Source organism: Glycomyces sp. L485, from assembly GCF_022548875.1.
GTDB lineage: Bacteria > Actinomycetota > Actinomycetes > Mycobacteriales > Micromonosporaceae > Glycomyces.
Window position 1 is genome coordinate 24,032 of record NZ_JAKZEW010000020.1, and the last position, 23,623, is coordinate 47,654.

Annotated in this window: 22 protein-coding genes and 1 pseudogene; 10 read left to right on the forward strand and 13 right to left on the reverse strand. The window is 68.2% G+C overall.

Annotation, left to right across the window (positions count from 1 at the left end; translation table 11 throughout):
• Window positions 1-83: 83 nt before the first annotated feature.
• From L0U85_RS11715 to arfB, 3 genes are read left to right on the forward strand one after another with little or no spacing between them, the layout of a single operon-like run.
• Entirely contained in the window at window positions 84-890 is an 807-nt protein-coding gene (locus L0U85_RS11715; RefSeq protein ID WP_241377945.1) for an exodeoxyribonuclease III, read from the forward strand.
• Window positions 891-925: 35 nt separating this feature from the next.
• A complete protein-coding gene (locus L0U85_RS11720) occupies window positions 926-3,421 on the forward strand; it encodes a DUF3516 domain-containing protein (protein WP_347177425.1) in 2,496 nt (831 codons plus the stop codon).
• Between the two features lie 38 nt (window positions 3,422-3,459).
• On the forward strand, window positions 3,460-3,879 hold the full coding sequence (gene arfB, locus L0U85_RS11725; protein WP_347177426.1) for an alternative ribosome rescue aminoacyl-tRNA hydrolase ArfB: 420 nt from the start codon (window positions 3,460-3,462) through the stop codon (window positions 3,877-3,879).
• On the opposite strand, the gene L0U85_RS11730 is transcribed toward arfB, so the two are convergent.
• The 5 genes and pseudogenes from L0U85_RS11730 to L0U85_RS11750 all read right to left on the reverse strand — a co-directional run bounded on the left by L0U85_RS11730 (window position 3,876) and on the right by L0U85_RS11750 (window position 7,115).
• Window positions 3,876-4,868: an NAD(P)-dependent alcohol dehydrogenase gene (locus tag L0U85_RS11730; RefSeq protein ID WP_241377947.1), complete on the reverse strand. Its 993-nt coding sequence runs from the start codon at window positions 4,866-4,868 to the stop codon at window positions 3,876-3,878. The genes arfB and L0U85_RS11730 overlap by 4 nt on opposite strands.
• A gap of 86 nt (window positions 4,869-4,954) precedes the next feature.
• Window positions 4,955-5,641 carry a TetR/AcrR family transcriptional regulator C-terminal domain-containing protein gene (locus L0U85_RS11735; protein ID WP_241377948.1) on the reverse strand — a complete coding sequence of 229 codons (687 nt, stop codon included), beginning with the start codon at window positions 5,639-5,641 and terminating at the stop codon, window positions 4,955-4,957.
• A gap of 112 nt (window positions 5,642-5,753) precedes the next feature.
• Window positions 5,754-6,374: a YigZ family protein gene (locus tag L0U85_RS11740; protein ID WP_241377949.1), complete on the reverse strand. Its 621-nt coding sequence runs from the start codon at window positions 6,372-6,374 to the stop codon at window positions 5,754-5,756.
• A 19-nt stretch (window positions 6,375-6,393) separates the two neighbouring features.
• Window positions 6,394-6,774 (reverse strand): annotated as a pseudogene (locus L0U85_RS11745) (response regulator transcription factor); the annotation flags it as partial.
• The gene (locus L0U85_RS11750; protein WP_241377951.1) at window positions 6,771-7,115 is read right to left on the reverse strand and encodes a hypothetical protein; all 345 of its coding nucleotides are present in this window, start codon (window positions 7,113-7,115) and stop codon (window positions 6,771-6,773) included. The pseudogene L0U85_RS11745 and the gene L0U85_RS11750, both read right to left, overlap by 4 nt.
• A 474-nt stretch (window positions 7,116-7,589) precedes the next feature.
• On the opposite strand from L0U85_RS11750, the gene L0U85_RS11755 reads away from it, so the two are divergent.
• The 5 genes from L0U85_RS11755 (at window position 7,590) to L0U85_RS11775 (ending at window position 13,006) form a co-directional block, all read left to right on the forward strand.
• The gene (locus L0U85_RS11755) at window positions 7,590-8,537 is read left to right on the forward strand and encodes a LysR family transcriptional regulator (protein WP_241377952.1); all 948 of its coding nucleotides are present in this window, start codon (window positions 7,590-7,592) and stop codon (window positions 8,535-8,537) included.
• A 101-nt stretch (window positions 8,538-8,638) separates the two neighbouring features.
• Window positions 8,639-9,994, forward strand: a complete 1,356-nt coding sequence (locus L0U85_RS11760) for a UDP-N-acetylglucosamine 1-carboxyvinyltransferase (RefSeq protein ID WP_241377953.1) — start codon at window positions 8,639-8,641, stop codon at window positions 9,992-9,994.
• A gap of 28 nt (window positions 9,995-10,022) precedes the next feature.
• Entirely contained in the window at window positions 10,023-10,586 is a 564-nt protein-coding gene (locus L0U85_RS11765) for a hypothetical protein (RefSeq protein WP_241377954.1), read from the forward strand.
• Window positions 10,587-11,112: 526 nt separating this feature from the next.
• Window positions 11,113-12,207, forward strand: coding sequence for a type I restriction endonuclease (locus L0U85_RS11770; protein ID WP_241377955.1), 1,095 nt, complete (start codon window positions 11,113-11,115; stop codon window positions 12,205-12,207).
• A 235-nt stretch (window positions 12,208-12,442) separates the two neighbouring features.
• Window positions 12,443-13,006 carry a PadR family transcriptional regulator gene (locus L0U85_RS11775; RefSeq protein WP_241377956.1) on the forward strand — a complete coding sequence of 188 codons (564 nt, stop codon included), beginning with the start codon at window positions 12,443-12,445 and terminating at the stop codon, window positions 13,004-13,006.
• Here L0U85_RS11775 and L0U85_RS11780 read toward each other — a convergent pair.
• The gene (locus L0U85_RS11780) at window positions 13,003-14,346 is read right to left on the reverse strand and encodes an Hsp70 family protein (protein WP_277605693.1); all 1,344 of its coding nucleotides are present in this window, start codon (window positions 14,344-14,346) and stop codon (window positions 13,003-13,005) included. The two genes, L0U85_RS11775 and L0U85_RS11780, sit on opposite strands and share 4 nt — an antisense overlap.
• 460 nt (window positions 14,347-14,806) lie before the next feature.
• Here L0U85_RS11780 and L0U85_RS11785 point away from each other — a divergent pair, with 460 nt between their 5' ends.
• Complete coding sequence (locus L0U85_RS11785) at window positions 14,807-15,148, forward strand: RNA polymerase-binding protein RbpA (RefSeq protein WP_026931681.1); 342 nt, start codon at window positions 14,807-14,809, stop codon at window positions 15,146-15,148.
• 23 nt (window positions 15,149-15,171) lie between these two features.
• Here the strand turns inward: L0U85_RS11785 and L0U85_RS11790 are convergent, their stop codons facing one another.
• The 7 genes from L0U85_RS11790 to L0U85_RS11820 form a co-directional block, all read right to left on the reverse strand.
• Window positions 15,172-15,675, reverse strand: a complete 504-nt coding sequence (locus L0U85_RS11790; protein WP_241377957.1) for an FxsA family protein — start codon at window positions 15,673-15,675, stop codon at window positions 15,172-15,174.
• Window positions 15,672-16,487 carry a polyprenol monophosphomannose synthase gene (locus tag L0U85_RS11795; protein WP_241377958.1) on the reverse strand — a complete coding sequence of 272 codons (816 nt, stop codon included), beginning with the start codon at window positions 16,485-16,487 and terminating at the stop codon, window positions 15,672-15,674. The genes L0U85_RS11790 and L0U85_RS11795 overlap by 4 nt, the downstream gene beginning before the upstream one ends.
• 11 nt (window positions 16,488-16,498) lie before the next feature.
• On the reverse strand, window positions 16,499-18,148 hold the full coding sequence (gene lnt, locus L0U85_RS11800; protein WP_241377959.1) for an apolipoprotein N-acyltransferase: 1,650 nt from the start codon (window positions 18,146-18,148) through the stop codon (window positions 16,499-16,501).
• A 494-nt stretch (window positions 18,149-18,642) separates the two neighbouring features.
• Complete coding sequence (locus tag L0U85_RS11805; RefSeq protein WP_241377960.1) at window positions 18,643-20,178, reverse strand: amidohydrolase family protein; 1,536 nt, start codon at window positions 20,176-20,178, stop codon at window positions 18,643-18,645.
• Between the two features lie 12 nt (window positions 20,179-20,190).
• Window positions 20,191-20,937, reverse strand: coding sequence for an amino acid ABC transporter ATP-binding protein (locus tag L0U85_RS11810; RefSeq protein WP_347177427.1), 747 nt, complete (start codon window positions 20,935-20,937; stop codon window positions 20,191-20,193).
• Window positions 20,934-21,740 (reverse strand): amino acid ABC transporter permease, encoded by an 807-nt coding sequence (locus L0U85_RS11815; protein WP_241377961.1) that lies wholly within the window; start codon window positions 21,738-21,740, stop codon window positions 20,934-20,936. Before L0U85_RS11815 ends, L0U85_RS11810 begins: the two co-directional genes overlap by 4 nt.
• Window positions 21,737-22,525 (reverse strand): transporter substrate-binding domain-containing protein, encoded by a 789-nt coding sequence (locus tag L0U85_RS11820; protein ID WP_241377962.1) that lies wholly within the window; start codon window positions 22,523-22,525, stop codon window positions 21,737-21,739. Before L0U85_RS11820 ends, L0U85_RS11815 begins: the two co-directional genes overlap by 4 nt.
• Before the next feature lie 184 nt (window positions 22,526-22,709).
• Here L0U85_RS11820 and L0U85_RS11825 point away from each other — a divergent pair, with 184 nt between their 5' ends.
• Complete coding sequence (locus L0U85_RS11825) at window positions 22,710-23,609, forward strand: 5'-3' exonuclease (RefSeq protein WP_241377963.1); 900 nt, start codon at window positions 22,710-22,712, stop codon at window positions 23,607-23,609.
• The last annotated feature ends 14 nt before the right edge of the window (window positions 23,610-23,623 follow it).

Here is a 23,623-nt window from a genome sequence, read left to right on the forward strand (position 1 = left end):
GCCGCCGCCGAGCGAGCCTATCCCTGCCGTGGCCCTCCTCTCGCCTGCATCGCATCCACCGCCCCGGACGCTAGGCTGGCCGCATGCGCACCATCGCCACCGCCAACGTCAACGGAATCCGGGCCGCCGCGAAGAAAGGCCTGGTCGAATGGCTCCAGAACACCGAAGCCGACATCGTCCTGCTCCAAGAAGTCCGCGCCACCGCCGACCAGGTGCCCACCGAGGTCACCGACAACGACCAATGGCACTGGCTGCTGGCCCCGGCCGAGAACCACGGCGCGAAGGGCCGCGCCGGCGTCGCCGTCCTCACCCGCGACCAGCCCCAGGCGACCCGCATCGGCTTCGGATCAGACGAGTTCGACACGTGCGGGCGCTACGCCGAGGTCGACCTGCCCGGCCTGACCGTCGGCAGCCTCTACCTGCCCTCCGGTGAGACCGACACACCCCGCCAGGAAGAGAAAGAGCGGTTCATGGACGCCTTCGCCGACTACCTCACCGCCGCCGCCGAACGCGCCCGCACCGAACACCGCCACCTCATCGTCGGCGGCGACTTCAACATCGCGCACACCGAAGCCGACCTGAAGAACTGGCGCGGCAACAAGAAGACCGCCGGATTCCTCCCGGGCGAACGCCAATGGCTCACCGACCTGTACGACAAGCACGGCTTCACCGACGTCGTCCGCACCCTCCACCCCGACGTCGAAGGCCCCTACTCATGGTGGTCCTACCGCGGCCGGGCATTCGACAACGACACCGGCTGGCGCATCGACCTCCAGGTCACCACCGCCGCGACCGCACCGAAGGCGCAACGAGCCTGGGTCGACCGCGCCCCCTCCCACGACACCCGCTGGTCCGACCACGCCCCGGTACTGGTGACCTACGACCTCTGACCCCACCTGGCGGTCCGGTCACACGCCAGGCACCATTGAACGTTGTGAGCCTCATCGACTTCCTGCCCGACACCGACCGACCCGAACCCGACGACGTCTACGAGGCGTTCACGGCATGGACCGAAGACGCCGGCATCGCCCTCTACGAACACCAAGAAGAGGCCCTGCTGGCGATCTGCTCGGGCTCCAACGTCATCGCGGGCACCCCCACCGGATCGGGCAAGACGCTCATCGCCGCCGCCGCGCACTTCAACGCACTCGCCCACCAACGCACCTCCTTCTACACCGCCCCGATCAAAGCCCTGGTCTCAGAGAAGTTCTTCGAACTGTGCGAGCAGTTCGGCACCGACAACGTCGGCATGCTCACCGGCGACGCCGCCGTCAACCCCGACGCGCCCCTGATCTGCTGCACCGCCGAGATCCTCGCCAACCTCACCCTCCGCGAAGGCGCCGCCCTCGACTGCGACTCGGTCGTCGCCGACGAGTTCCACTTCTACACCGAACCGGACCGCGGCTGGGCCTGGCAAGTCCCCCTGCTGGAACTGTCCCGCGCACAGTTCACCCTCATGTCCGCCACCCTCGGCGACACCGCGTTCTTCGAAACCGACCTCACCCGCCGCACCGGACGCGAGACCGTCCTGGTAGCCGGATCGACCCGCCCGGTCCCCCTCGACTACGAATACCGCAAAACCCCCCTGCACGAGACCGTCGAGAACCTCGTCAACCACGACCGGGCCCCCGCCTACATCGTCCACTTCACCCAAGCCGCCGCCCTGGAGACCGCCCAGGCCCTCGCCAGCCTCAAACTGGTCGACAAAGACGCCAAGACCGCGATCAGCACCGCACTCGGCGGCTTCCGCTTCACCACCAAGTTCGGCGCCACCCTCTCCAGACTCGTGCGAGCGGGCATCGGCGTCCACCACGCCGGCATGCTCCCCAAATACCGCCGCCTGGTCGAACGCCTCGCACAACAGGGCCTACTCAAGATCATCTGCGGCACCGACACCCTCGGCGTCGGCATCAACGTCCCCATCCGCACCGTCGTCTTCACCGGACTGGCCAAATACGACGGCCGCCGCACCCGCCGCCTGCGCGCCCGCGAATTCCACCAGATCGCCGGCCGAGCCGGCCGCGCCGGCTTCGACACCGAAGGCTTCGTCGTCTGCCAGGCCCCCGAACACGTCATCGAAAACGAGAAAGCCCTCGCCAAATTCGGCAACGACCCCAAAAAACGCAAGAAGATGGCCAAGAAGAAACCCCCCGAAGGCTTCGTCGGCTGGACCGAGGAAACCTACTTCAACCTCTCCGAAGCCCAACCCGAACCGCTCACCAGCCGCATGCACATGAGCCACGCGATGCTCATCAACATCCTCGCCCGCGGCGGCGACGCCTTCAGCCACGTCCGAGACCTCATCGAAGACTCCCACGCCGACCGGCCCGCCCAACTGCGCATGGCCCGCACCGCCCTCACCATCGCCCGAACCCTCCGCGACGCCGGCATCATCGTCATCGACGCGGAATCGGTGAAACTCACCGTCGACCTGCCCGACCACTTCGCACTCAACCAGCCGCTCGCCCCGTTCGCGCTGGCCGCCCTCGCCCTGCTCGACCCCGAGGGCGAGGAGTACGCCATGGAGGTCGTCTCGGTCGTCGAGGCCACACTCGAGGGCCCCGGCCAGATCCTGGCCGCGCAGCGCAGCAAGGCCAAAGGCGCCGCGATCGAGGCGATGAAAGCCGACGGCGTCGACTACTTCGACCGCATGAACCGCCTCGACGACGACCAGATCGACTACCCCAAGCCCCTCGCAGAGCTCCTCGACGAAGCCTTCGACGCCTACAAGACCAGCCACCCGTGGGCCGCGGACTACCAGCTCGAACCCAAGTCGATCCTCCGCGAGATCTGGGAACAGCACATGAGCTTCGGGGAGTACATCGGCGTCTACGGCCTGCCACGCGCCGAGGGCCTGCTCCTGCGCTACCTCTCCAGCGCCTACAAGGCCCTGATCCAGACGCTGCCCGAAGGCGCCGGCGGGCCCGAACTCGACGACCTGACCTCCTGGCTGGGCGAGACGATCCGCCAGACCGACTCCTCGCTCATCAACGAGTGGGAGCAGTTGACCAACCCCGCCGACCAAGGCGACGACATCGACGTCGGACGCCCGGCCCGGGCCTTCACCGACAACGAGCGGGCCTTCGCGATCGCGGTGCGCAACACGGTCTTCCGACACGTCGAGCTCGCCGCCAACGACAAGCCCGCCGCGCTGGCCGCGTTGGAGACCGGCTGGCCGGAGTCGAAATGGGACCGGGCCTTGGAGGCGTATTTCGACGCCCACGACGACATCGGCACCACCACCAGGGCCCGCAGCGACGACTTCCTCGACGTCCGCAAGGAAGGCCGCACCTGGACGGTGCGCCAGACCATCGACGACCCGGCCGGGGACCGCGACTGGGCCATGGTCTTCACCGTCGACCTCGACGCCAGCGACGAGGCCGGCGCCGTCGTCATGGGCATAGAGGACTTCACCGACTAGACGGTGAATCGAGGCCGAAACCGAAGGGAGCCGCCGACGTGGCGCTGAACGTCACCGATGACATCGTCATCCCCGAAAGCGAGCTGACCTGGCGGTTCTCCCGCTCCTCGGGGCCCGGCGGGCAGGGGGTCAACACGACCGACTCGCGCGTCGAGCTCGTCTTCGACCTGCGCGCGACCAAGGCGTTGCCGCCGGCGCTGGTCGAGCGTGCGCTGTCGCGTCTGTCGGGCCGGGTGGTGGACGGGACGGTGACGGTGACGGCCTCGCAGTTCCGTTCGCAGTTGCAAAACCGGCGCGCGGCGGCCGAGCGGCTCGCCGAGCTGCTGCGCAAGGCCATCGCGGCGCCGCCGCCGGCTCGGCGGGCGACCAAGCCGTCGAAAGGGGCGAAGCGGCGGCGGCTGGAGTCGAAGCGGCGCCGGTCGATCGTCAAGCGGTTGCGGCGCGACACCGACGACTAGGTCATGGTGATGACGATGTTGCCGCGGGCGTGGTGGCCGTACATGTGGGCGACCGCTTTCGGGGTGTCCTCGAGCGGGTAGGCGTGGTCGATGACGGCTTCGATCGCGCCGGTTTCGAGGAGTCCGGCGATGGCGGTGAGCCTGTCGCGGGTGAAGTCGCCGTGGATGAAGCGCACGTCGGCGCGGCGGAGCAGCCCCAGGAGGTAGGCGCGGCCCATACGCCCGAGGCCGGCGAGCATGCCGCCGGTGTTGCCGACGCTGTTGGGCATGAGGACCCCGCCGGGCGCCAGCGCGCGGGCGGCGCGGCCCGGCGGATGGTTGAGGACGTTGTCGAGGATGGCGTCGTAGCGTTCGGAGCCGGCGGTGAAGTCGGTCCGGGTGTAGTCGATGGCGTGGTCGGCGCCGAGGCGGCGGACGGTGTCGAGGTTGGCCGGGCCGCAGACGGCGGTGACCTCGGCGCCGAAGTGTTTGGCCATCTGGATCGCGAAGGTGCCGACGCCGCCGGAGGCTCCGTTGACCAGCAGGCGCGTGCCTTCGCGGACGGGTGCGGTATCGCGCACCGCCACAAGGGCTGTCAGGGCCGACATGACCGAGGCGGCCGCCGCCTCGAAGGTGACGCCGGCGGGTTTGGGGATGAGATTGGCGGCCGGGGCGACGGTGTACTGGGCGAAGGTGCCGGCGGTGGCCATCGTGCTGGTCCACAGGGTGCCGAAGACCTCGTCGCCGGCCTTGAGGTCGGTGACGCCCTCGCCTGCGATCTCGACGACGCCGGCGACGTCGGTGCCGCGCACGGCGCCGCCCCGGGGCGGGCGGGCATTGCCGCGCAGGAGGTAGGGGACGCCGGCGACGGCGATCCAGTCGGGGGTGTTGACGCTCGTGGCCCGCATGCGCACCAGCACTTCGCCCTCGCCGGGCGAGGGACGGTCGATGTCAGTCAGTCGCAGCACCTGCTCGGGTGCGCCGAAGCGTTCCTGGACGACGGCCTTCATGGCCCCTCCTCAGGTTTCCTTACGATGTAAGACTCACGGTAGTCTTACTGCGTAAGGCTGTCGAGCGCGGGCCCCGGACCGACACTTCAGGACGCGACCCGCAACCGCTCGAGACCGTCGAGGATCAAATCGAGCCCGAACTCGAACTCAGCCTGAAAATCGCACCAGCCCAACCGCCCGCTCACCCCATGACTCGCCTCGGCTGCCATCGCCGCCAAATGCGGGACCTCGACCGCCATCGCCGCCAGCGCCTCCTCCGCCCCCTCCCCCGGCGGCTCGAACAACTCCTGCGAGAACCCCAACGCCCGACTCCCCAGCGCATGCAAGGCCCGATGCCCCAGGTCGTAATCGAACCCCCCGCGGCGCATCAGACCGAGCACGCCGTCGTAGTAGCGCACCACCGCCAGACTCGTACCCCGGCGCGTCTCGAACACCCCCGGCGCCCACGGATGGCACAACAGCACCTCACGCGCGGCCAAGACCCGCATGCGCATCGCCCGCCGCCAGTCGTCCTCCGGCGCAGGCGATGCGAGACCGGCCACCGCCCGCTCGATCTCGGCCATGACGACCTCGACCAGACCGTCGAGAACCGCCTCCTTGTTCGCCACATGGTGGTACAGCGACATCGCCTCCACCCCCAGCGACTCGGCCAGACTCCGCATCGTCAGCGAACCGACCCCCCGCGCGTCAGCCAGCGCGACGGCCGCGCCGAGGACCCGCTCCCGGCTCAGACGGACCTGCCGATCGACCCTCGACTCCTCACGTGTCGCCACAGCGCACACCCCCTCCTAGCGACGCTACCGTACAGCGTAAGAACCGCCCGGCCCCGGCAGCGGAACGCGGCCAGACGACAGGATTCGAACAACCACCTTCAACAATGAGGCCTCAATCCACCGGCAACTCGACACGCAGCTCCCCCACCGCCTCAACCACCGCCGCACCAGCAGTCCGCCCCGCCAACCACGCACCCAACACACCCGCATCAACACACGCCAGATCGAACACCACCGCCGACCCGAACACCACATCGACCAGACGAACATCCCCCCGGGCCCGCAACTGCCCTTCAAGACTCCCCGCCCAAACATAATCGACCACCACACGCAACCGCGTCCACCAAGCCAACGCGACAGAACCGGCCCCATCCACCGCATCAGACACCGAAGCACCATACGCACGCACCAGACCACCAGCACCCAGCTTGACACCACCGAAATAACGCGTGACCACCGCGAGCGTATCGGTCAACTCCCGACCACGCAGCACCTCAAGCATCGGCGCCCCCGCCGTCCCAGCAGGCTCACCATCATCAGCCGACCGCTGAACCGCCCCTCCATCGAGGACGTACGCAGTGCAATTGTGCGTCGCATCCCAATTCGCCCTGCGATGCGCCGCGATCAACTCCCGCACCCGCACCTCATCGGCCACCCGATACAACGTGCACACGAACCGCGACCTGTTCACGACCGTCTCACCGACAAACCCGTCGACAGCGATAATGCGCACAGCCTCAGCCCACGACCCCGTGCTCCAACAAACGCACCGACACCGACGCCTCCCCGTCAGACGCCGCCCGCACCGCCTCCACCAGCAACGTCGGACCCGAATCCTTCAACAAGAACCCCGTCGCCCCCGACCGCAGAACCCCGTACACATACTCATCGGTATCCGGACCCGACCCGATCACCCCCGACAACAACGACCGAGCCGCCTCCAACCCGTCAAGACCCGGCAACCGAATATCGAACGAACACACATCCGGACGGTGGCACCGCGCCGCCGCAACGGCCTCCACGCCGTCGGCGGCAACGGCCACCACCTCCATGTCCGGTCGAGCGTCGATGATCGCCCGAAACCCGGCCCGCACCATCTCCTGATCATCGGCGATCAGCACTCGAATCGTCACATGTGAAGGCTATCGCCCACCCCGACCAATTCGAGCTCACCCGTGGTCGTCAGCATCGCGGTAGTGGCCGCGCTGGCGGCCGTCGCGGCCGCGACGGCTTCGCGGTGTCGGATGATGAGTGTCACGCTGACCATGATCAGCCACGACATCTCGAGGATGATGAGTCCCCAGTCGGCGCCCATGATGGCCGACGCGAGGAGGATGACGCCGCCGCAGGCGACGATGAGCAGCGATACGGGTTGAGTGGCCGTGATTCGCCGCGTCTGAATCAGCAGGTAGTTGGCGACGCAGAGCAGCGCACCGCTGATCTGCAGAACCATGCGCAGGTCAATGTCCGGCATCGGCAGGTTCTTTCTGTGTCATGGGTGGAAAGGAGGAAGCGAGGGCACACCGAAGCGGCGGCGCTGCCGCTTCGGGTGGAAGGGATTTTGGAACGAGGTTCCGAAGTTCTCGGCGCTAGGCGGTGGTTGCCTTCGCCACAGGTCGGCTCCGGGCCGTCACCACGGCCGTGGCTCCGCGCAGCACCCTGGTCTGGAGCGACCCGCAGGCGCAGCGCGTCCACATGGTGACGCCCGACGGCGTGGGATGGACTGACACGGTCGTTACCGGTTCATCATCGGGCCAACCGCAAAATGGGCAGCGCAGCATGGGCCATTCCTCCTCACAGGATGTCTTGAGAACATTGGGATCGTGCGGGTCGACGCCCGCTGGTACCAACGGTAAGGCCTCATTCGGGCGGGCCACAAGACGGCGACAGCCCGAGTTTGCGAAACTCATCGTGAAGCAATGGCTTAAGCGTCCAGGGAGCTGCTGAATTGATCGATCTGCGTCGTCTCCATGTGCTGCGCGCCATCGCCCACCACGGGACCGTCTCCGGTGCGGCGAAGTCGCTGCACATGTCGACCTCGGCCGCCTCGCAGCAGATCCGGCTGCTGTCCAAGGAACTCGGGGTCCCGCTCCTGGAACCGGTCGGGCGGCGCGTGCGCCTTTCGTCGGCCGCGCAGATCCTCCTGGCGCACATCGACGCCATCGAGGCGATGTGGCGCCTGGCCGAAGCCGAGCTCCAGGCCACCGAGGGCGAGCCGTCCGGGCTGCTGCGGCTGTGCGGCTTCCCCACCGCGATCGCGACGCTCCTGGCGCCGCTGGTCGACCGGGCCCGCGACCGCTACCCGGCGATGGAGCTGCGTCTGCGCGAGACCGAGGCCTCGGAGAGCTTCGACCTACTCTTCGCGGGTGAGGCTGATCTCGCACTCGTCGAGGCCACCCCCGAGAACCCGCCTCCCGAGGACATCCGATTCGACTCCCAGACGGTCTTCAACGACCCGTTCGACCTCGTCGTTCCCGGCGGACACCCGTACGCCGGGGCCGAGTCGGTCGACCTGCGGTCACTGGAGCGCGAGCCGTGGGTGATCGGCGTGCCGGGTTCGATCCACCGCCGGCATGTGCTCACCGCCTGCTCGAACGCCGGATTCCGGCCTACGGTGGTCGGCGAGGCGCGCGAATGGACGGTGATCGCGGTCATGGTCGCCCACCACCTCGGGGTCGCACTCATCCCCCGACTGGTCGACCTACCGCCCCACCTCGACCTCGTGCGCGTGCCCGTCAGCGGTCCGTTCACGCCTTTCCGCCATTTCCGGGCCGTCACCCTGCGCGGCGGCCAGCGCCGCCCGGCGGTCTCGGCGGTCATGGAGCTGCTGGACGAGCTGGTCCGTGAAGCCGAGGGCATCGGCCGCGCCGAGGAGCCCTTCCACGAGCTGCCCTGAACCACAACGGCCCCAAGCGCACCCCACTGGCACGCCGAGAGTGGCACAGGCAGTGGCGGTGATCACCGATGCTGGTGCCGCCCGTCCGCTAGTCTGACGCCATGATCGACACCGATATTGGCGTCCGGCCCGCGACTTCCCCGATCCATCTGCGGGTCCGCGGCGGCGTCAAGCTGTCGGGGTCCATCGACGTCAAGACGTCCAAGAACGCCGGGGTGGCGCTGCTATGCGCGAGCCTGCTGAACAAGGGCACCACGACACTACGGCGTGTCGCGCGCATCGAGGAGGTCATCCGAATCTTGCGCGTCCTGTCCAGCATGGGTGTGCAATACCGGTGGCTCGGCGCCGACGGGGACCTGGAGATCACCCCGCCCGAGCGGCTCGACCTGTCGCGCATCGACGTCGACGCGGCCCGGCGCACTCGGTCGATCATCATGTTCCTCGGTCCGCTCCTGCACGACTACACCGAGTTCGAGCTGCCGTTCGCCGGCGGCTGCGATCTGGGCGACCGGACCGTCGAGCCGCACATGGTCGCGCTGCGCCGATACGGCCTGTCGGTGGAGACTTCGCACGGGTGCTACCACGCCTCGGTCAAGGAAGATGTGGAACCGCCGCGGTCTATTGTGCTGACCGAACGCGGGGACACCGTCACCGAGAACGCGATCATGGCCGCCGCGCGGTGCCCGGAGTCGACGACGATCCGCAACGCCTCGTGCAACTACATGGTTCAGGACCTGTGCTTCTTCCTCGAACGGCTCGGGGTGCGCATCGAGGGGGTCGGGACGACCACGATCACCGTCCACGGCAGGGAGACGATCGACGTCGAGGTCGACTACGCCCCCTCGGAGGATCCGATCGAGGCGTGGAGCCTGATCGTGGCGGCGATCGTCACCGAATCGGAGATAACGGTCAACCGGGTGCCGATCGAATTCGTCGAGATCGAACTGGCGTGCGCAGAGGAGATGGGCCTGCGCTACTCCTGCAGTGAGGAGTATCTGGCCGCGAACGGCCGCACCCGACTGGTCGACCTGACCGTCTTCCCTTCGCAGCTGCGCGCGCCGATCGACAAGATCCACCCGATGCCCTTCCCTGGCTTGAACATCGACAATCTGCCGTTCTTCGCGCTCATCGGCTCCTGCGCAGAGGGGTCGACCATGATCCACGACTGGGTGTACGAGAACCGGGCGATCTACCTGACCGAGCTGAACCGGCTCGGTGCCCGCGTGCGACTCCTCGACCCGCATCGAATCTATGTGGATGGACCGGTGCGGTGGTCCGGCGCCGAGGTCGTTTGCCCGCCGGCCCTGCGCCCCGCGGTGGTGCTGCTGCTGGCGATGCTGCGTGCCAAAGGTACCTCCGTGCTCCGACACGTCAACGTGATCCACCGCGGATATGAGCAGCTCGCCGAGCGCCTCAAGAAACTCGGCGCCGAAATCGAGGTCTTCTGGGGCGACTGACGCGCCTCCGATGTGTGACACTGCTGCAATGGATATCGCGCCCAACGTTCCCCCGCACGCCTATGCGCTGCTGAGTCTCATGCGCAGCCATCTGCGTCACCTGGAGAAGGTCGACGCCGAGCCGCTGGCCACGCCGCAGTGGACGGCCGCGGCGGAGTCGGCGCGGACCGTCGCGGGCATAAAGTACCCCGGCGAGGCGGTCACGGCCCAGGACATCCCCATGATCGTCGGCACCGGAGCCCCCCAGCGCCGCCGCCACCTGTACTGCTCGATGCCCTGCACGCCGGCCGTCGCCGCCAAGGCCGACGAGTGCGAGGTCGCGATCTTCACCTACAACCGGCGCGGGCGCATCCAGCCTGCCAACCGGACGGCCGATGAGCGCCAGTCTCGCGCCTGGTACCCGCCGGCGAAGGCCATCGCCCCGATGCGCCTCATCGGCAATGAAGCGTGGGAGCCGGTCGTGGAGGCGACCGGTGAGTCCGGCCGCCCGGGAGTCTTCGAGGCCGCCTCGGGCTGGCTCGTCCTGCTCCTCCTCATCGCCTTCCTCGGCACCTCGGCCTACTTCGCACTCCGCTTCACAGGGATCATCTGACCCGGTCGAGCAGGCGGTCGCTGTGCGGTGAGGGCTGGGCACAGATCGACACGGGGATCACTTCGCCAAGGCCTGAACCGTGGCAGCGCCGTTCAACCCGGCGGGTTGAACGGCAGAACTTGAACGGACCCAGCCGTGTTCATTGCGCTACCCGTCGAAGCGGAGAGGTTTCTCTTGGTGAGCGCGTGGGCGCAGCCCACGCTCCTTTCTTCGGCGGACGGTGACCTCGGGATGCAGAGAGGTACTCTACCTCGGAGTCGATATATATTTCATTATGAATGCCAAGGCGTTACCGCATTTTCGTGCCGGCATCTCCGAAGATCTCTCTGAGAATAACCATTCGGCCAGTTCGGACGGACATTAGACCTTGCCCCTCCCCTCGAACCATCGTATGATCCCCACCATACGTACTCGCTTGAGCCGCGCATCCCCAGCGAGACGCCAAGACGCGACCCAGCGCTAGCAGCGTATTGCCCGATCCATTAGCCCCCGTCTTCGCACACGGAATCTCGCAAAGGAGCGACCCATGGAATTCAATGAACGGATTGCCGCGCTCATCACAAAAGTCCGGAATCAGCGCGACATGGTCCAGACCGAAGAGGGCGCCAAGAATGCCTTCATCATGCCGTTCATCTCCACCATTCTGGGATACGACGTCTTCGACCCGCTCGAGGTGGTCCCTGAATTCACCGCAGACGTCGGCTTGAAAAAGGGCGAGAAAGTCGATTATGCGATCCTTCACGGCGGTGAAGTGCAGATCCTCATCGAATGCAAGCGGTCGAACGGGCAACTGACGGCCGAGCACGCCTCCCAACTGTTCCGGTACTTCGCCGTGACCAACGCCCGCATTGCTATTCTCACCAACGGTGAGGTCTACCAGTTCTACACCGATCTCGACGCACCTAATCGCATGGACGCCAAGCCGTTCCTCGTACTCGACTTCCATGACATCGACGAGACCCTCCTTCCGGAGCTGCGCAAGCTGACCAAGGAGTCATTCGACCTCGAATCGATCATCAGCGCCGCCGAGGAGTTGAAGTACATCGGCCAGATCAAGCGAACGCTCGCAGCTCAATTCAAAGAGCCCGAATCCGAATGGGTCAAGTTTCTCACGACGCGCGTCTACGACGGTTCCTTCACGCAACGGGTGCGCGAACAGTTCACTCCACTCGTCGCGAAGGCGGCTACCCAATTCCTCAACGACCAGGTCAACAGCCGGCTCCAAACAGCGCTCGGATCAGGATTCGCCGCTCCGAGCGAGCCCGAGACAGCCGAGTCGTCCGCCGACGAGCCGAGCGACGATGAAGGCACCGATCGCGAATCCGACGTCGAGACCACCCTCGAAGAGATCGGCGGCTACCAGATCGTCAAGGCCATCGCCTGCAGCGAGGTCAAGCCCCACCGGATCATCCACCGAGATGCCAAGAGCTACTTCGCGATCCTGCTCGACGACAACAATCGCAAACCTATAGCCAGGCTCCACTTCAACGGCAAGAGCAAGAAGTACCTCGGCACCTTCGACGCCGACAAGAACGAGCGTCGCCATCTGATCGACTCGCTCGACGACATCTACCTGTATTCGGATTCCATCCGAGAGGCTGTACAGCGATACAAGGACTGAGCGTGCGCCACCGTACTGGTCACGCGACCTCTTGCGGGACGGGCAGGTTTTCTTGGTGAGCGCGTGGGCGTAGCCCACGCTCCTTTCTTCGGCGGACGGTGACCTCGGGATGCAGAGAGGTACTCTACCTCGGAGTCGATATATATTCTATGTAGAGTGATGAGGTGTGGTTGGGCGCCACGGCGGTGCTTGTCTTGGTGTCGATATATATTGTGGAATCTGCGATGATGTGGGCATGCTGAAGATGGCCATACTCGGATTCCTGCGGGACTTCCCGCTCCACGGCTACGACCTCAAGAACCGGGTCGCGGCGCTCGCCGGCCACGTCCGGCCCATCGCCGACGGCACCCTCTACCCCACCATCAAGAAGCTCGAAGACGCCGGCTGCCTCACCCGCCGGACCGCCCCCGGATCGGTCGCCGCGCCGCGCCACATGCTCGAGATCACCCAGGACGGCACCGACCAGCTGCGCCGGTGGCTGCGCAACCCCGAACCGGTCTTCATCACCGACGACAACAAGTGGTATGTCCTGCTCGCCTTCCTCCACCACCTGGAGAACGCGCGCGAGCAGTCCATCGTGCTCGCCCGCAGGCGCGAATTCCTCGACCAGCCCACGCAGTTGTTCTTCGACGAGCACGGCAGACCCATCCCCGCCGACCAGCTCGACTCGCCGTTCCGCAAGGGGCTCATGCAGATCCACCGCTCGTTCAACCTTGGCGAGATCGACTGGCTCGACAGCCAGATCGCCGAGCTCGACCGCCGCGCCGGCTACACCGTCCGCCAGCGCACCGGCGACTAGCCGTTGAGGATGTTGGCCAGCAGCACGAAGAAGACCACGAACAGAATCACCACGGTCGCGCCGGTCACCAGCACCGCCGGCTCCTGATGGAGCGGGCGGTGCGCCGGTGCCTGCTGGACCATCGGCTGCGGCGAGTGCTGCTGCGGTTGCATGATCGGGTTCTGGGGAGGCAGCATCTGCGGCGCCTGCACCGGCGGGCGCGGCGCCGAGGTCATGCCGCCGGGCGAGACGGGGCCGCCGGAGGTCGGGCCGGTCGGCGGCATCTCGTTCGGGATCGGGCCGGTCGAGGCGCGCACGGCGCCTTCGACGACGACGGTCTCGGGCTGCTCGAACGTGTGCGGCGGCACACCGAGCTTGGTGTGGATGAGCTGGGAGATCATGGGGATGCGCGACGAGCCGCCGACGAGGAAGATGCCGACGAGGTCGGCCGGGTTCAATCGCGCGGCGCTGATCGCTCGCTGGAGGCAGTCGACGGTGCGCTCCAGCGGCGGGCGGGCGATGTCCTCGAACTCCGCGCGTGTCAAGTGCGCGTCGACCTCCAGGGCCGGCAGGTGGATGTCGGCGCTCGCAGTGCGCGAGAGGGTCTCCTTGGCGCCGCGTACGTCCTCATAGAGCATGCGGCGGTAGCGGCGGTCGCGGTCGTCGGAGGGGCCCAGAAGGCGCCGCCAGTCGTCGGGGTGCGAGGCGCCGTAGGTCTTGCCGAGATGTTCGACGATCCCGTGGTCGAAGTCGAGGCCGCCGACGTCGCCGACGCCTTCCTCCGCGAGCACCTCGAACCCCGTCTGGGTCCGGCGCACCACGGTCGCGTCGAACGTGCCGCCGCCGAGGTCGTAGATGGCCAGGCTTCGCCCCGGGGGGACGGCGGTGCCGAGCACTGAGGTGAAATAAGACGCCGCGGCCACCGGCTCGGGGATGAGCTGGGGCGCGGGCAGTCCGGCGAGGCGGGCCGCGTCGACCAGGATGGAGCGGCGGCGCTCGCCCCAGCGCGCCGGGTGGGTCAGGCGGACCTGGCCGGGCATCTGGCCGGCCTGGCGCTGGGCTTCGAGAGCGACCTGCTGGAGCACGTAGGCGAACACCTGGGGCACCGGGATCTCGGAGGTCCCCAGGAACACCGAGCCGTCGTCGATGCGGCGCTTCGGGTTCGGTTCGAAGCGGGCGGGGTCCATGCGGGCGTTTCGTTCGGCGTCGCGTCCGACGAGCATGCGGCCGTCGGAGTTGTAGTAGACCGCCGAGGGCAGGATCGGCGCGCCGTCGAACAGCAGCGGGCGGACTCGGCCGTCGGCCGAGCGCAGCACGGCGACAGTGTTCGAGGTTCCGAAATCGATTCCAAGCACGTGCATGTGAGAACTCTCCCTCGGCGCTGCTTGCGAGCCGTAAATTAGCCAAGTCTGCACACACCATACTGGTCTCTCCTACTGCGGCTGAGACCCTGTCGGCCTCGCGAGGGGCGCCGGCGGCAGTTTGCCCGCTGGGCCGGCGGCGTTCTCCGCGCTAGGTTGGGGGGAGGCGTCGGTGCAGCCGCGTCCCCGTTGCGCCTCACCGTGGCGCAATCGTGACGGTGTTGTGTCACACTTCAAGGGGATGGCCGTGGCGGTCCGAGACTCGCCGCGCCACACTTGGGGGTCGATGTCGGGAAGCATCCGGCCAGGTCTCGGCGTTGAACAGTGCGAACTCCGGTGCTCCGCGTGACCAGAACAGCTCGACCGGAGCGGCAGACCTCTGCGGCGAAGCTTGCGAGCCGTGATTTTTCGAGGTCAGCAGCGTATTTCAGGGCAAGTGCTCAAGAAAGTGCAGGGGAACATGGGCGACAGAATGCTGAGGGGCTCACGTCTCGGCGCCGTCAGCTACGAATCAGACCGCAACACGGAGCTGGCCCCGCGCCAGACTCGCGATTACGTGTGCCCGCAGGGCCACCGTTTCGAGGTGCCCTTCGCCGTCGAGGCTGAGATCCCGCTGACGTGGGAGTGCCGGCTCGACGGGTCGACGGCCAAACTCGTCGACGGGGAGGAGCCCGAGACGAAGAAGACGAAGCCGCCGCGCACCCACTGGGACATGCTGCTGGAGCGTCGCTCCATGGAGGAGCTCGAGGACATCCTCGACGAGCGCCTCCAGGAGATGCGCGCCCGCCGCGGCGAGAGCTAGGGCGACAGGCTCGCGGGCTCCGGTCATTCGATGGACCGGGGCCCTTTTTCGTGCCCGTAGTCCGGTCCTCGGTCTGCGTCGCGCTCGTCGAGGACCTCCCCATCGACGACCTCGCCGCCACCGAAGCGCATCGGGGGCGTCCGGGCGGCGATGTGGCGGCCCAGGCCGCGGAACAGCAGCCGCGTCGGCGGGAACAGCAGCAGCAGGCCTATCAAGTCGGTGACGAACCCGGGGACGATGAGGCACACCGCTCCGCCCACCGCGTAGCCGTTCGGCGTCGCGCGCGAGGGGTCACCACCGGAGTTGAGGTAGTCGCGTGCGGCCCGGAAGGACTTCGCCCCCGCGTACGGGAGGAGCGCCACCCCGAGGAAGGTGGTGGCGATGAAGACCAGCAGCGTGTAACCGATCCCTATGAGGTAGATCAGTCCGAAGAACGCCGCGGCCTCGGCGACGATCCAGGCCGCCAGCGCGGCCCGGATGGGATAGGGCGCCCGTGCGGGCGCGTTCGGCTCTCGGCGTTGCGTCACCGTTCAATCCTGCCACGGCCGAGAGCGCCCCGCAGTTGCCGCAGGCGGTGGGCGATGCCCCAGCGGGTCACGTTGCGCAGCGCCTCGACGGTGATCGACCGGTTCATCTTGGAGGCCCCGGCACGCCGTTCGGTGAAGGTGATGGGGACTTCGGTGATCGCGAAGCCGGCCATGACCGCGCGCCAGGTCAGATCGATCTGGAAGCAGTAGCCGACGGAGGTGACGGTGTCGAGTTGGAGTTTGTGGAGGGCGTCGAGGCGGTAGGCGCGGTAACCGGCGGTGACGTCTCGGACATCGAGCCCGAGCATGAGCCGGGTGTACATGCCGGCGCCCCGGGAGAGTGCGAGGCGGTGGAGGGGCCAGTTGCGGACCTTGCCGCCCCGGATGTAGCGCGAGCCGATGGCCAGTTCGGCGCCGCCGAGGGCGTCGAGGAGGCGGGGCAGGTCGGTGGGGTCGTGGGAGCCGTCGGCGTCCATCTCGACGACGGCGCCGTAGCCGTGCCGGCCCGCCCAGGCGAACGCGGCGATGTAGGCGGCGCCGAGGCCGCGCTTCTCGGTGCGGTGGAGGACGTGGACCTGGTCGTCGTCGGCGGCGAGGGCGTCGGCGATGTCGCCGGTGCCGTCGGGTGAGGAGTCGTCGACGACGAGGACGTCGGCCGCGGGGCAGGAGCGGCGGGTGGCTGCCACGACGTGTTCGAGGTTGTCGCGTTCGTTGTAGGTGGGGATGACGACGAGCGCCGGTCCGGGCCAGTTCACGTCTGCGCGGGGTTCGCGACGGTCGGGTTGGTCTGGCCGGTCCGGTGTGGTGCTCATGTCGGTGCTTCCTAGTCTGGCGACCTGCGGTCGGCTCGGCGGTGCCGGAGGTTGAGCGCGGCCGCGGCGGCCAGGACGGCTACTGCGGCGCCGGTGAGGATTGCTTCGGGCAGGATACCGGCTTCGGTGGCCGGTGTGGTCCGCTCAGAGAGGGTCAGTTCTTTTTGGATCACGGCGGCGGTGTTGAACTCGGTTGCCTGTTCCAGGGTCCCGGTGTGGTCGGTGAAGGCCGAGACGCCGACGGTGGAGGCCATCAGGCCGTCCCTGCCGTGTTCGATGGAGCGCAGCTGGACCATCGCGAGCTGCTGCTGGGCCTCGTTGGTGTCGAAGGTGGCGTTGTTGGTCTGGACGGCCATGATCTGGGCGCCTTCGCGGATGGACTCGCGGGTCTCGTGGTCGAAGGCGACCTCGAAGCAGATCGATCCGGAGATGGTGAAGCCGGCGGCGGGGATGACGCCCGGCTCGGTGCCGGGAGCGAAGCCGGCGACCGAGTCGATGCCCGCGGCCATGCGCGGGTCGATCCAGCCGGCGACGGTCCGGAAGAAGCCCTTGTAGGGGACGTATTCGGCGAAGGGCACGGGGTGCTGCTTGGCGTACATGAAGACCGGGCCGTCCACCGGGTCCCAGACGATGCTCATGTTGTAGCGGTCGCCGCTGTCATCGGTGACCAGGCCGCCGAGGACGATCGGGGCGCCGATCGCGGCTGCGGCGTCGCTGATGAGCTCGTAGGCGTCAGCGTTGTTGATCGGGTCGATGTCGGAGGCGTTCTCGGGCCAGACGACGAGGTCGGGGCGGTCGGCACGGCCTGCGTTGACGGCTTCGGCAAGATCGAGGGTGGCGTTCACGTGGTTGTCGAGGACGGCGCGGCGCTGCTCGTTGAAGTCCAAGCCGAGACGCGGGACGTTGCCTTGGACGACGGCGATGTCGACGCTGTCGCCGTCGGGCGCGGTGGCGCCGATCGGGAGGGCGAGGGGCCCGAAGACGGCTACGGCGGCCGCGGCGGCGAACGCCGCGGTCTTGCGCCAGTCGGGGCTTCTCCACACGGCGGTGAGGATGAGTCCTGCGGCCAGGGCGACGAGGAAGGACACGAGCGTCGGGCCACCGAGCCAGGCGGCGGCCGCGGTGGGCGCCTCGGCCTGGCTGAAGGCGAGCCGGCCCCAGGGGAAGCCGTCGAACGGCTGGTGGGAGCGCAAACTCTCCTGCGCGACCCAGGCGAGCCCGGTCAGCGGCGCCCAGGCCCAGCGGTGGCGGTCGATCAGGCGTGAGCAGGCGGCCAGGCCGGCGCCGAGGATGCCGGTGCCCAGCGCTTCGAGCGCGCACAAGAAGACCCAGGGCCACTGGCCGACCTGCGTCGAGGACCAGGCCAGGAGCGGCAGGAAGAACGCCATGCCGTAGACGAAGCCGATGCCCAGGCCCGCGCGCGGGCGGCGGCGGTGGACGGCGGCGCCGAGGCCGGCGACCGACACGATCGCGAGCGGCCACCATCCGTAGGGCGGGAACGCGAGCACGGCCGCACCGCCCGAGGCGAGGGCGAGCATCAGCGCGGCGGGGAGGCCGAGCCTGCGCCCGTAAGCCGAGTCGACGGTCAACGCGAGGCGAGGCCTCCCGCTCGTGGGCGGTGCCGGCCGCTCCTGTGCGTCACGGTCGATGACGGTGCTCAAGTGCCGCTCCTTGTTCGCTTTCCAGGGGGTTGATCAAAGCCTACCTGCGGGTACGGCAAAGGGGCGTAGCTGTGTCTGCTACGCCCCTCGCACGGGTTTCTCCCAGTCCCTGTACGGCCGGTGTCCCCTGCGGCGTCGGCTGGTGATCTTCGGACCAACTCGCAACCATCTGGCTGATCGACTGCGAGTTGTTGTCTAGGGATCACCTACGTCTGCCGCGGGTCCACCACCGGCGACCGGCTCGCCTTCCTCCGCCGACCCCCGCGATCTGGACCTGGCCGCCGGTAGCGGTGCGGCCGCGCCGCCACCTTGTCCAGTCTGCGTGGGAGCAAAGCAAGTCGAGTCGCCCCCGACGTTCGGCGATCTTTCCGTTTCCGGTCGTTCGCCGAGGACCAGACCACCGTAAGCCAAACTGTGCCGCCAGCGTCAACCGGGTCGCGATATTGACCCAGCAATTTTTCTCGTGTCCGGGAGCGGCGCAGCGTCATCGCTGGTCAGCTCCGGCGGTGGATGACGTGCCCTTCTGCGACGGTGACAGCGCACTTCGGGTCGGGTGTGAGCGGATCACTCAAGTCGGGGAGGGCCCCGTCAGTGAGGTCCCACACGGTGAAGTCGGCGCGCATGCCGGGGCTCAGCGAACCGGAGTCGTCGACGCCGAGGGCCCTCCAGCCGCCTTTGGTTGCGGCGGTGAACGCGGCGCCGAGGGAGAGCCGCAGGGTCGGATTGTGGTGGCGCACTGCGGCTCTGACGCCGCCCCAGGGATCGAGGGGGGTGACCGGCGCATCGGAGCCGAATGCGAGGGGGACGCCGACGCCGGCCATGCGCGAGAACGGGTTCGCGTTCAGGGCCGCCTGAGTGCCGAGGCGGGCGGCGTACATACCGTCGGCGCCGCCCCAGGCTGCGTCGAAGGCGGGCTGGACGGAGGCGTGGATCCCGTAGTGGACCATGCGGGCGGTGAGGGCGGCGTCGAGCAGTTCGGCGTGCTCGATGCGGTGGCGGGCTTGCCGGATCGCCTCGATGCCGATGGCCTGTTCGGCGAGGTCGAGGCCGTCGAGGACGGTCGATATGGCGCCGTCGCCGATGGCGTGGAAGGCCGCGGGCAGGCCGTGGCGGTGGCAGTCGGCGAGGTGGTCCCTGACCTGGGACGAGGTGAAGTACTGGACACCGGTGGTGTCGTCGTCGCGGTAGGGCGTGCGCAGGTACGCGGTGCGGGCGCCGAGGGACCCGTCGATGGACAGGTCGCCGCCGCAGCCGTGGGCGCCGATGTCGCGGGCCTTGGCGGCGGCGCACAGCTCGCCCCACCAGCCGTGGACGGCCGGGTTGGTCCGTTCGGCCCCGAGTGCGATGAGGCCGGTGAACTCGGCTTCGGTGTGCGGGTCGCTCCGGGTGGGGATGGTGTGCTCGGCGAGCGCGGCGATGCCGAGGCTCGCGGCCCGCTCGAGCGCGGCCTGGGCGGTCGCGAGGCGCTGCGAGACGGGGATCTGTGCGTTCAGGTAGCCCCGGGCGGCCTTGTGCGCCATGCGTTTGAGCACGCCGGTGCCGACCGAGTGGTCGAGGGTGTACAGATCGGGGTGGGCGTCGAGGACGCGGGGACCGGCGATGCCGGTGTGCCCGCAGGTGCGGGAGAGGTAGGCCAGTCGGCCTCCGGCGGCGTTCTCGACTTCCTCGGGTGTCGGGAGGGTCGGGTCGTCCCAGGTGGTCTCGTCCCAGCCGTGGGCGAGGACGATCGCGTCGTCGGGCAGCGCGGCCGCGAAGCCCGCGACCTTGTCGAGCGTCGCCCGCGCCGAGGGCAGGCCCGCCAGGTGGAGGCCGATGAGGGAGGCGCCGGCGCCGGTGAGGTGGACGTGGGAGTCGACGAACGCCGGGGTCACCAGCGCCCGGTCGAGTTCGACGGTCTCGTCGGCGGCGGGGGCCTCGTCGTCGGGCCCGATCCAGGCGATCCTGTCGCCCTCGACGAGCATGGCGGTCGCGTCCGGGCTGGTGGGGCTCAGAACTCGGCCACCGCGCCACAGTGTCTTGAGGAGGCTCATGCCTCCAGTGTCTCAGCCTGCGGGGTGGAGCACGCGGTGGAGGAAGCTCTGGGCACGTTCGGTCTTGGGATCGGTGAGGACCTGAGCGGGCGGGCCCTGTTCGACGATGGCGCCGTCGTCGAGGAAGACCACGCGGTCGGCGACCTCGCGGGCGAAGCCCATCTCGTGGGTGACCACGAGCATCGTCATGCCCTCCGAGGCCAGGCCCTTCATGACCGACAGGACCTCGCCGACCAGTTCGGGGTCGAGCGCCGAGGTCGGCTCGTCGAACAGCATGAGCTTGGGGCCCATGGCCAGAGCGCGGGCGATCGCGACGCGCTGCTGCTGGCCGCCGGACAGCTGCAAGGGCCGGGCCTGCTCCTTGCCTTCGACGCCGACCTCGGCCAGGCGCCGGCGGGCCTCGGCGTAGGCGGCGTTCTTGGAGCGGCCGAGGACGCGGCGCTGGGCGATCGCGACGTTGTCGAGGATCGTCAGGTGGCTGAAGAGGTTGAAGTGCTGGAAGACCATGCCGATCTCGCGCCTGGCGGCGTCGAGGTCGACGTCGAGGTGGGTCATGTCGTGGCCGGCGGCCCCGACGGTGCCGGCGGTGGGCGTCTCCAAGAGGTTGACGCAGCGCAGGAGCGTCGACTTGCCCGATCCGGAGGGCCCGATGACGCAGACGACTTCGCCTTCGGCGACGTCGAGGTCGATGCCGCGGAGCACTTCGTTGTCGCCGAAGCGCTTGTGGAGTCCGCGGATGGTGACGATCGGCTCGCTCACTTGCGGCCCTCCTTGTCTTCGAGGCGGCGGGCCAGTGTCGAGAGCGGCACGGTCAGCAGCAGGTAGAGCAGGCCGCCGACGAGCAGCGGGGTGGCGTTGGCGGTGGATGTCAATTCGGAGCGGGCGAACCTGGTCAACTCCATCGTGCCGCTGGTGACGCCGAGGACGAACACCAATGACGAGTCCTTGGTGAGCAGCACCAGTTCGTTCGTCAGCGGCGGGATGACGATGCGGATCGCCTGCGGCAGCACCACGGTGATCATGGTGCGGGTATGGCTCATTCCCAAGGACCTGGCGGCCTCGACCTGGCCGCGCGGGACGGCCTGGATGCCGGCGCGGACCGACTCGGCGATGTACGCCGAGGAGGTCAGGCCGAGGCCGAGGGCGACCTGCCCGTAGACGCCGCCGGGGTACTGGATGCCCGGGAACGCCTGGGGGACGCCGAAACCGACCAGGAACAGCACCAGCAGTGCCGGCAGGCCGCGGAAGATCTCGACGTAGCCGGTCGCGAACCACCGGTATGGCGCGAACGTCGAGGTGCGCATGAGCGCGACGGGGACGCCGACGACCATGCCGAAGACGAATGCGAGGAGGGTGTAGGCGACGGTGTTGCCGAAGGCGACCCACACATCCGGGAACATGGCGGCGGCGATGTCGGTGCGGAGGAACGACTCGGCGATGCGTCCCCAGTCCGCGAACGCCGCGACCAGGGCGAGGACGGCTATCGCGACCAGGTACTGGATGGCGCGGGCGATGCGGCGGCGCTGGCGCACCGTCAGCCCGGTCTTGGCTTGGGCGGTCACTGGTCGATGCTGCCCTCGGTGTAGGGCTCGTGGAACCACTTCTCGTAGAGCTCGGCGTAGGTGCCGTCCTCGAAGGCCTCGTCGAGCATGGCGTCGACCTCGTCGAGCAGTTCGGTGTCGCCCGTCTCGACGGCGAAGGCGTAGTGCTCGTCGGTCGGGATGGTCTCGGCGAGCGTCAGGTCGCCGGACAGTTCGACCATCTGGGTCCAGGTGGGGAGGTCGGCGACGGAGGCGTCGGCGCTGCCGGAGCCGAGCGCCGAGACGATGTCGCCCATGCTCTCGAAGGAGACGATCTCGAAACCGTACTGGTCGGACACCGAGTCGGCGTAGGCCTCTCCGGTGCTGGCCGCTTGGACGGCGACTCTGGTGCCGTCGAGGTCGTCGAGAGAGGCGATGCCGGAGCCGGCAGCGGTGACCAGGGCCTGGTCGGCGCGGTAGTAGGCCTGTGACATGCCCATGGCCTCCTGGCGCTCTTCGGTGATGGAGATGCCGGCGGCGGCGATGTCGCAGGTGCCTGCATTGAGCGCGCTGCCGGACTGGATGGCGTCGAAGTCGATCTCGACGACTTCGACGGTCTGGTCGAGGCGATCGGCCAGCAGATGCATCAGGTCCATGTCGAAGCCGACGTATTCGCCGTCCTCGAGAGATTCGAACGGGACGAACGGGACGTTGGTGCAGACGGAGAGGGTCTCGTCGTCGCCGGAGTCGGACGAGCATGCCGTAGCGGCGAGCCCGGTCCCGATCATGGCGAGTGCGGCGACGGTGCGGCGGGCGTTGGTGTTCACCGGGATGCTCCTTAAGGCTTCGCGGTCGGTTGCGGATCTTCCAGGTCGTGCAACCTCCATCGTTGTGGCACCCGGCCGGGTTTGGGGCAGGTTTCGCATTCCGAGACGGCATTGTGCCTCGCGATCGTCGCCGGGACCGCTTGCGAGCGGCAGATCATCGCCCCTGCGTGAGACAGTGGTGTGCATGCTCATGCTCATCGACGCCGCGTCCCTTTGGTACCGGGCGTATTACGGCCTCCCCTCCTCGATCAAGGCGCCCGGCGGGGCGCGGTCGGGCGCGGTGCGGGGCTTCTTCGACGGCCTGGCCACGCTGTCCAGGCGCTTCTCCCCCACCGAAATGGTGTGCTGCCTGGAGGGCAATTGGCGGCCGGAGTGGCGCACGAACCTCATCGGCGAGTACAAGGCCGCCAGGGCCCTTGAAGACGGCTCGGAGGCGACCCCGGAGGGATTGGACGCCCAAGTGGCGGCGATCGAGGCGCTGCTGCCGGCGCTGGGGGTGGCGACGGCGACGCACCCGGATTTCGAGGCGGACGATGTGATCGCGACGCTGGCCGCGCGCACGGCGGAGCCGGTCTGCGTGGTCACCGGCGACCGGGACCTGTTCCAGCTGGTTGACGACGGACGGGACCGGAACGTCGTATACCTCGCCCGCGGGATATCCAAGGCTGAAGTGTTCGATGCGGAGGCCGTGGCGACGAAGTTCGGCGTCGCACCCGACCACTACGTCGACTTCGCGGTGCTGCGCGGCGACCCCTCCGACGGACTGCCGGGCGTCAAGGGCATCGGAGCGAAGACGGCGGTCAGCCTGGTGAACACCTACGGCGGCGTCAACGGCATCCGCGCGGCCGCGATGGAGGAGGGCTCGGAGATGCCGGCGCGGCAGCGGCAGGCGATCGCGGACGCCGCCGACTACCTCGACCGGGCACTGAAGGTCTCGACGGTGGTCGACGACGTGGAACTGCCGCTGATCGACTCCAGCCTGCCGACCGGGCCCGCCGACTCGGAGACGGTGGAGGCGCTGACCGAGCAGTGGGGCGTCGGATCGGCACTGCGCCGTTTCCGTGAGGCCGTCACCGCCGAATAGGTGAGGTGTCTTCG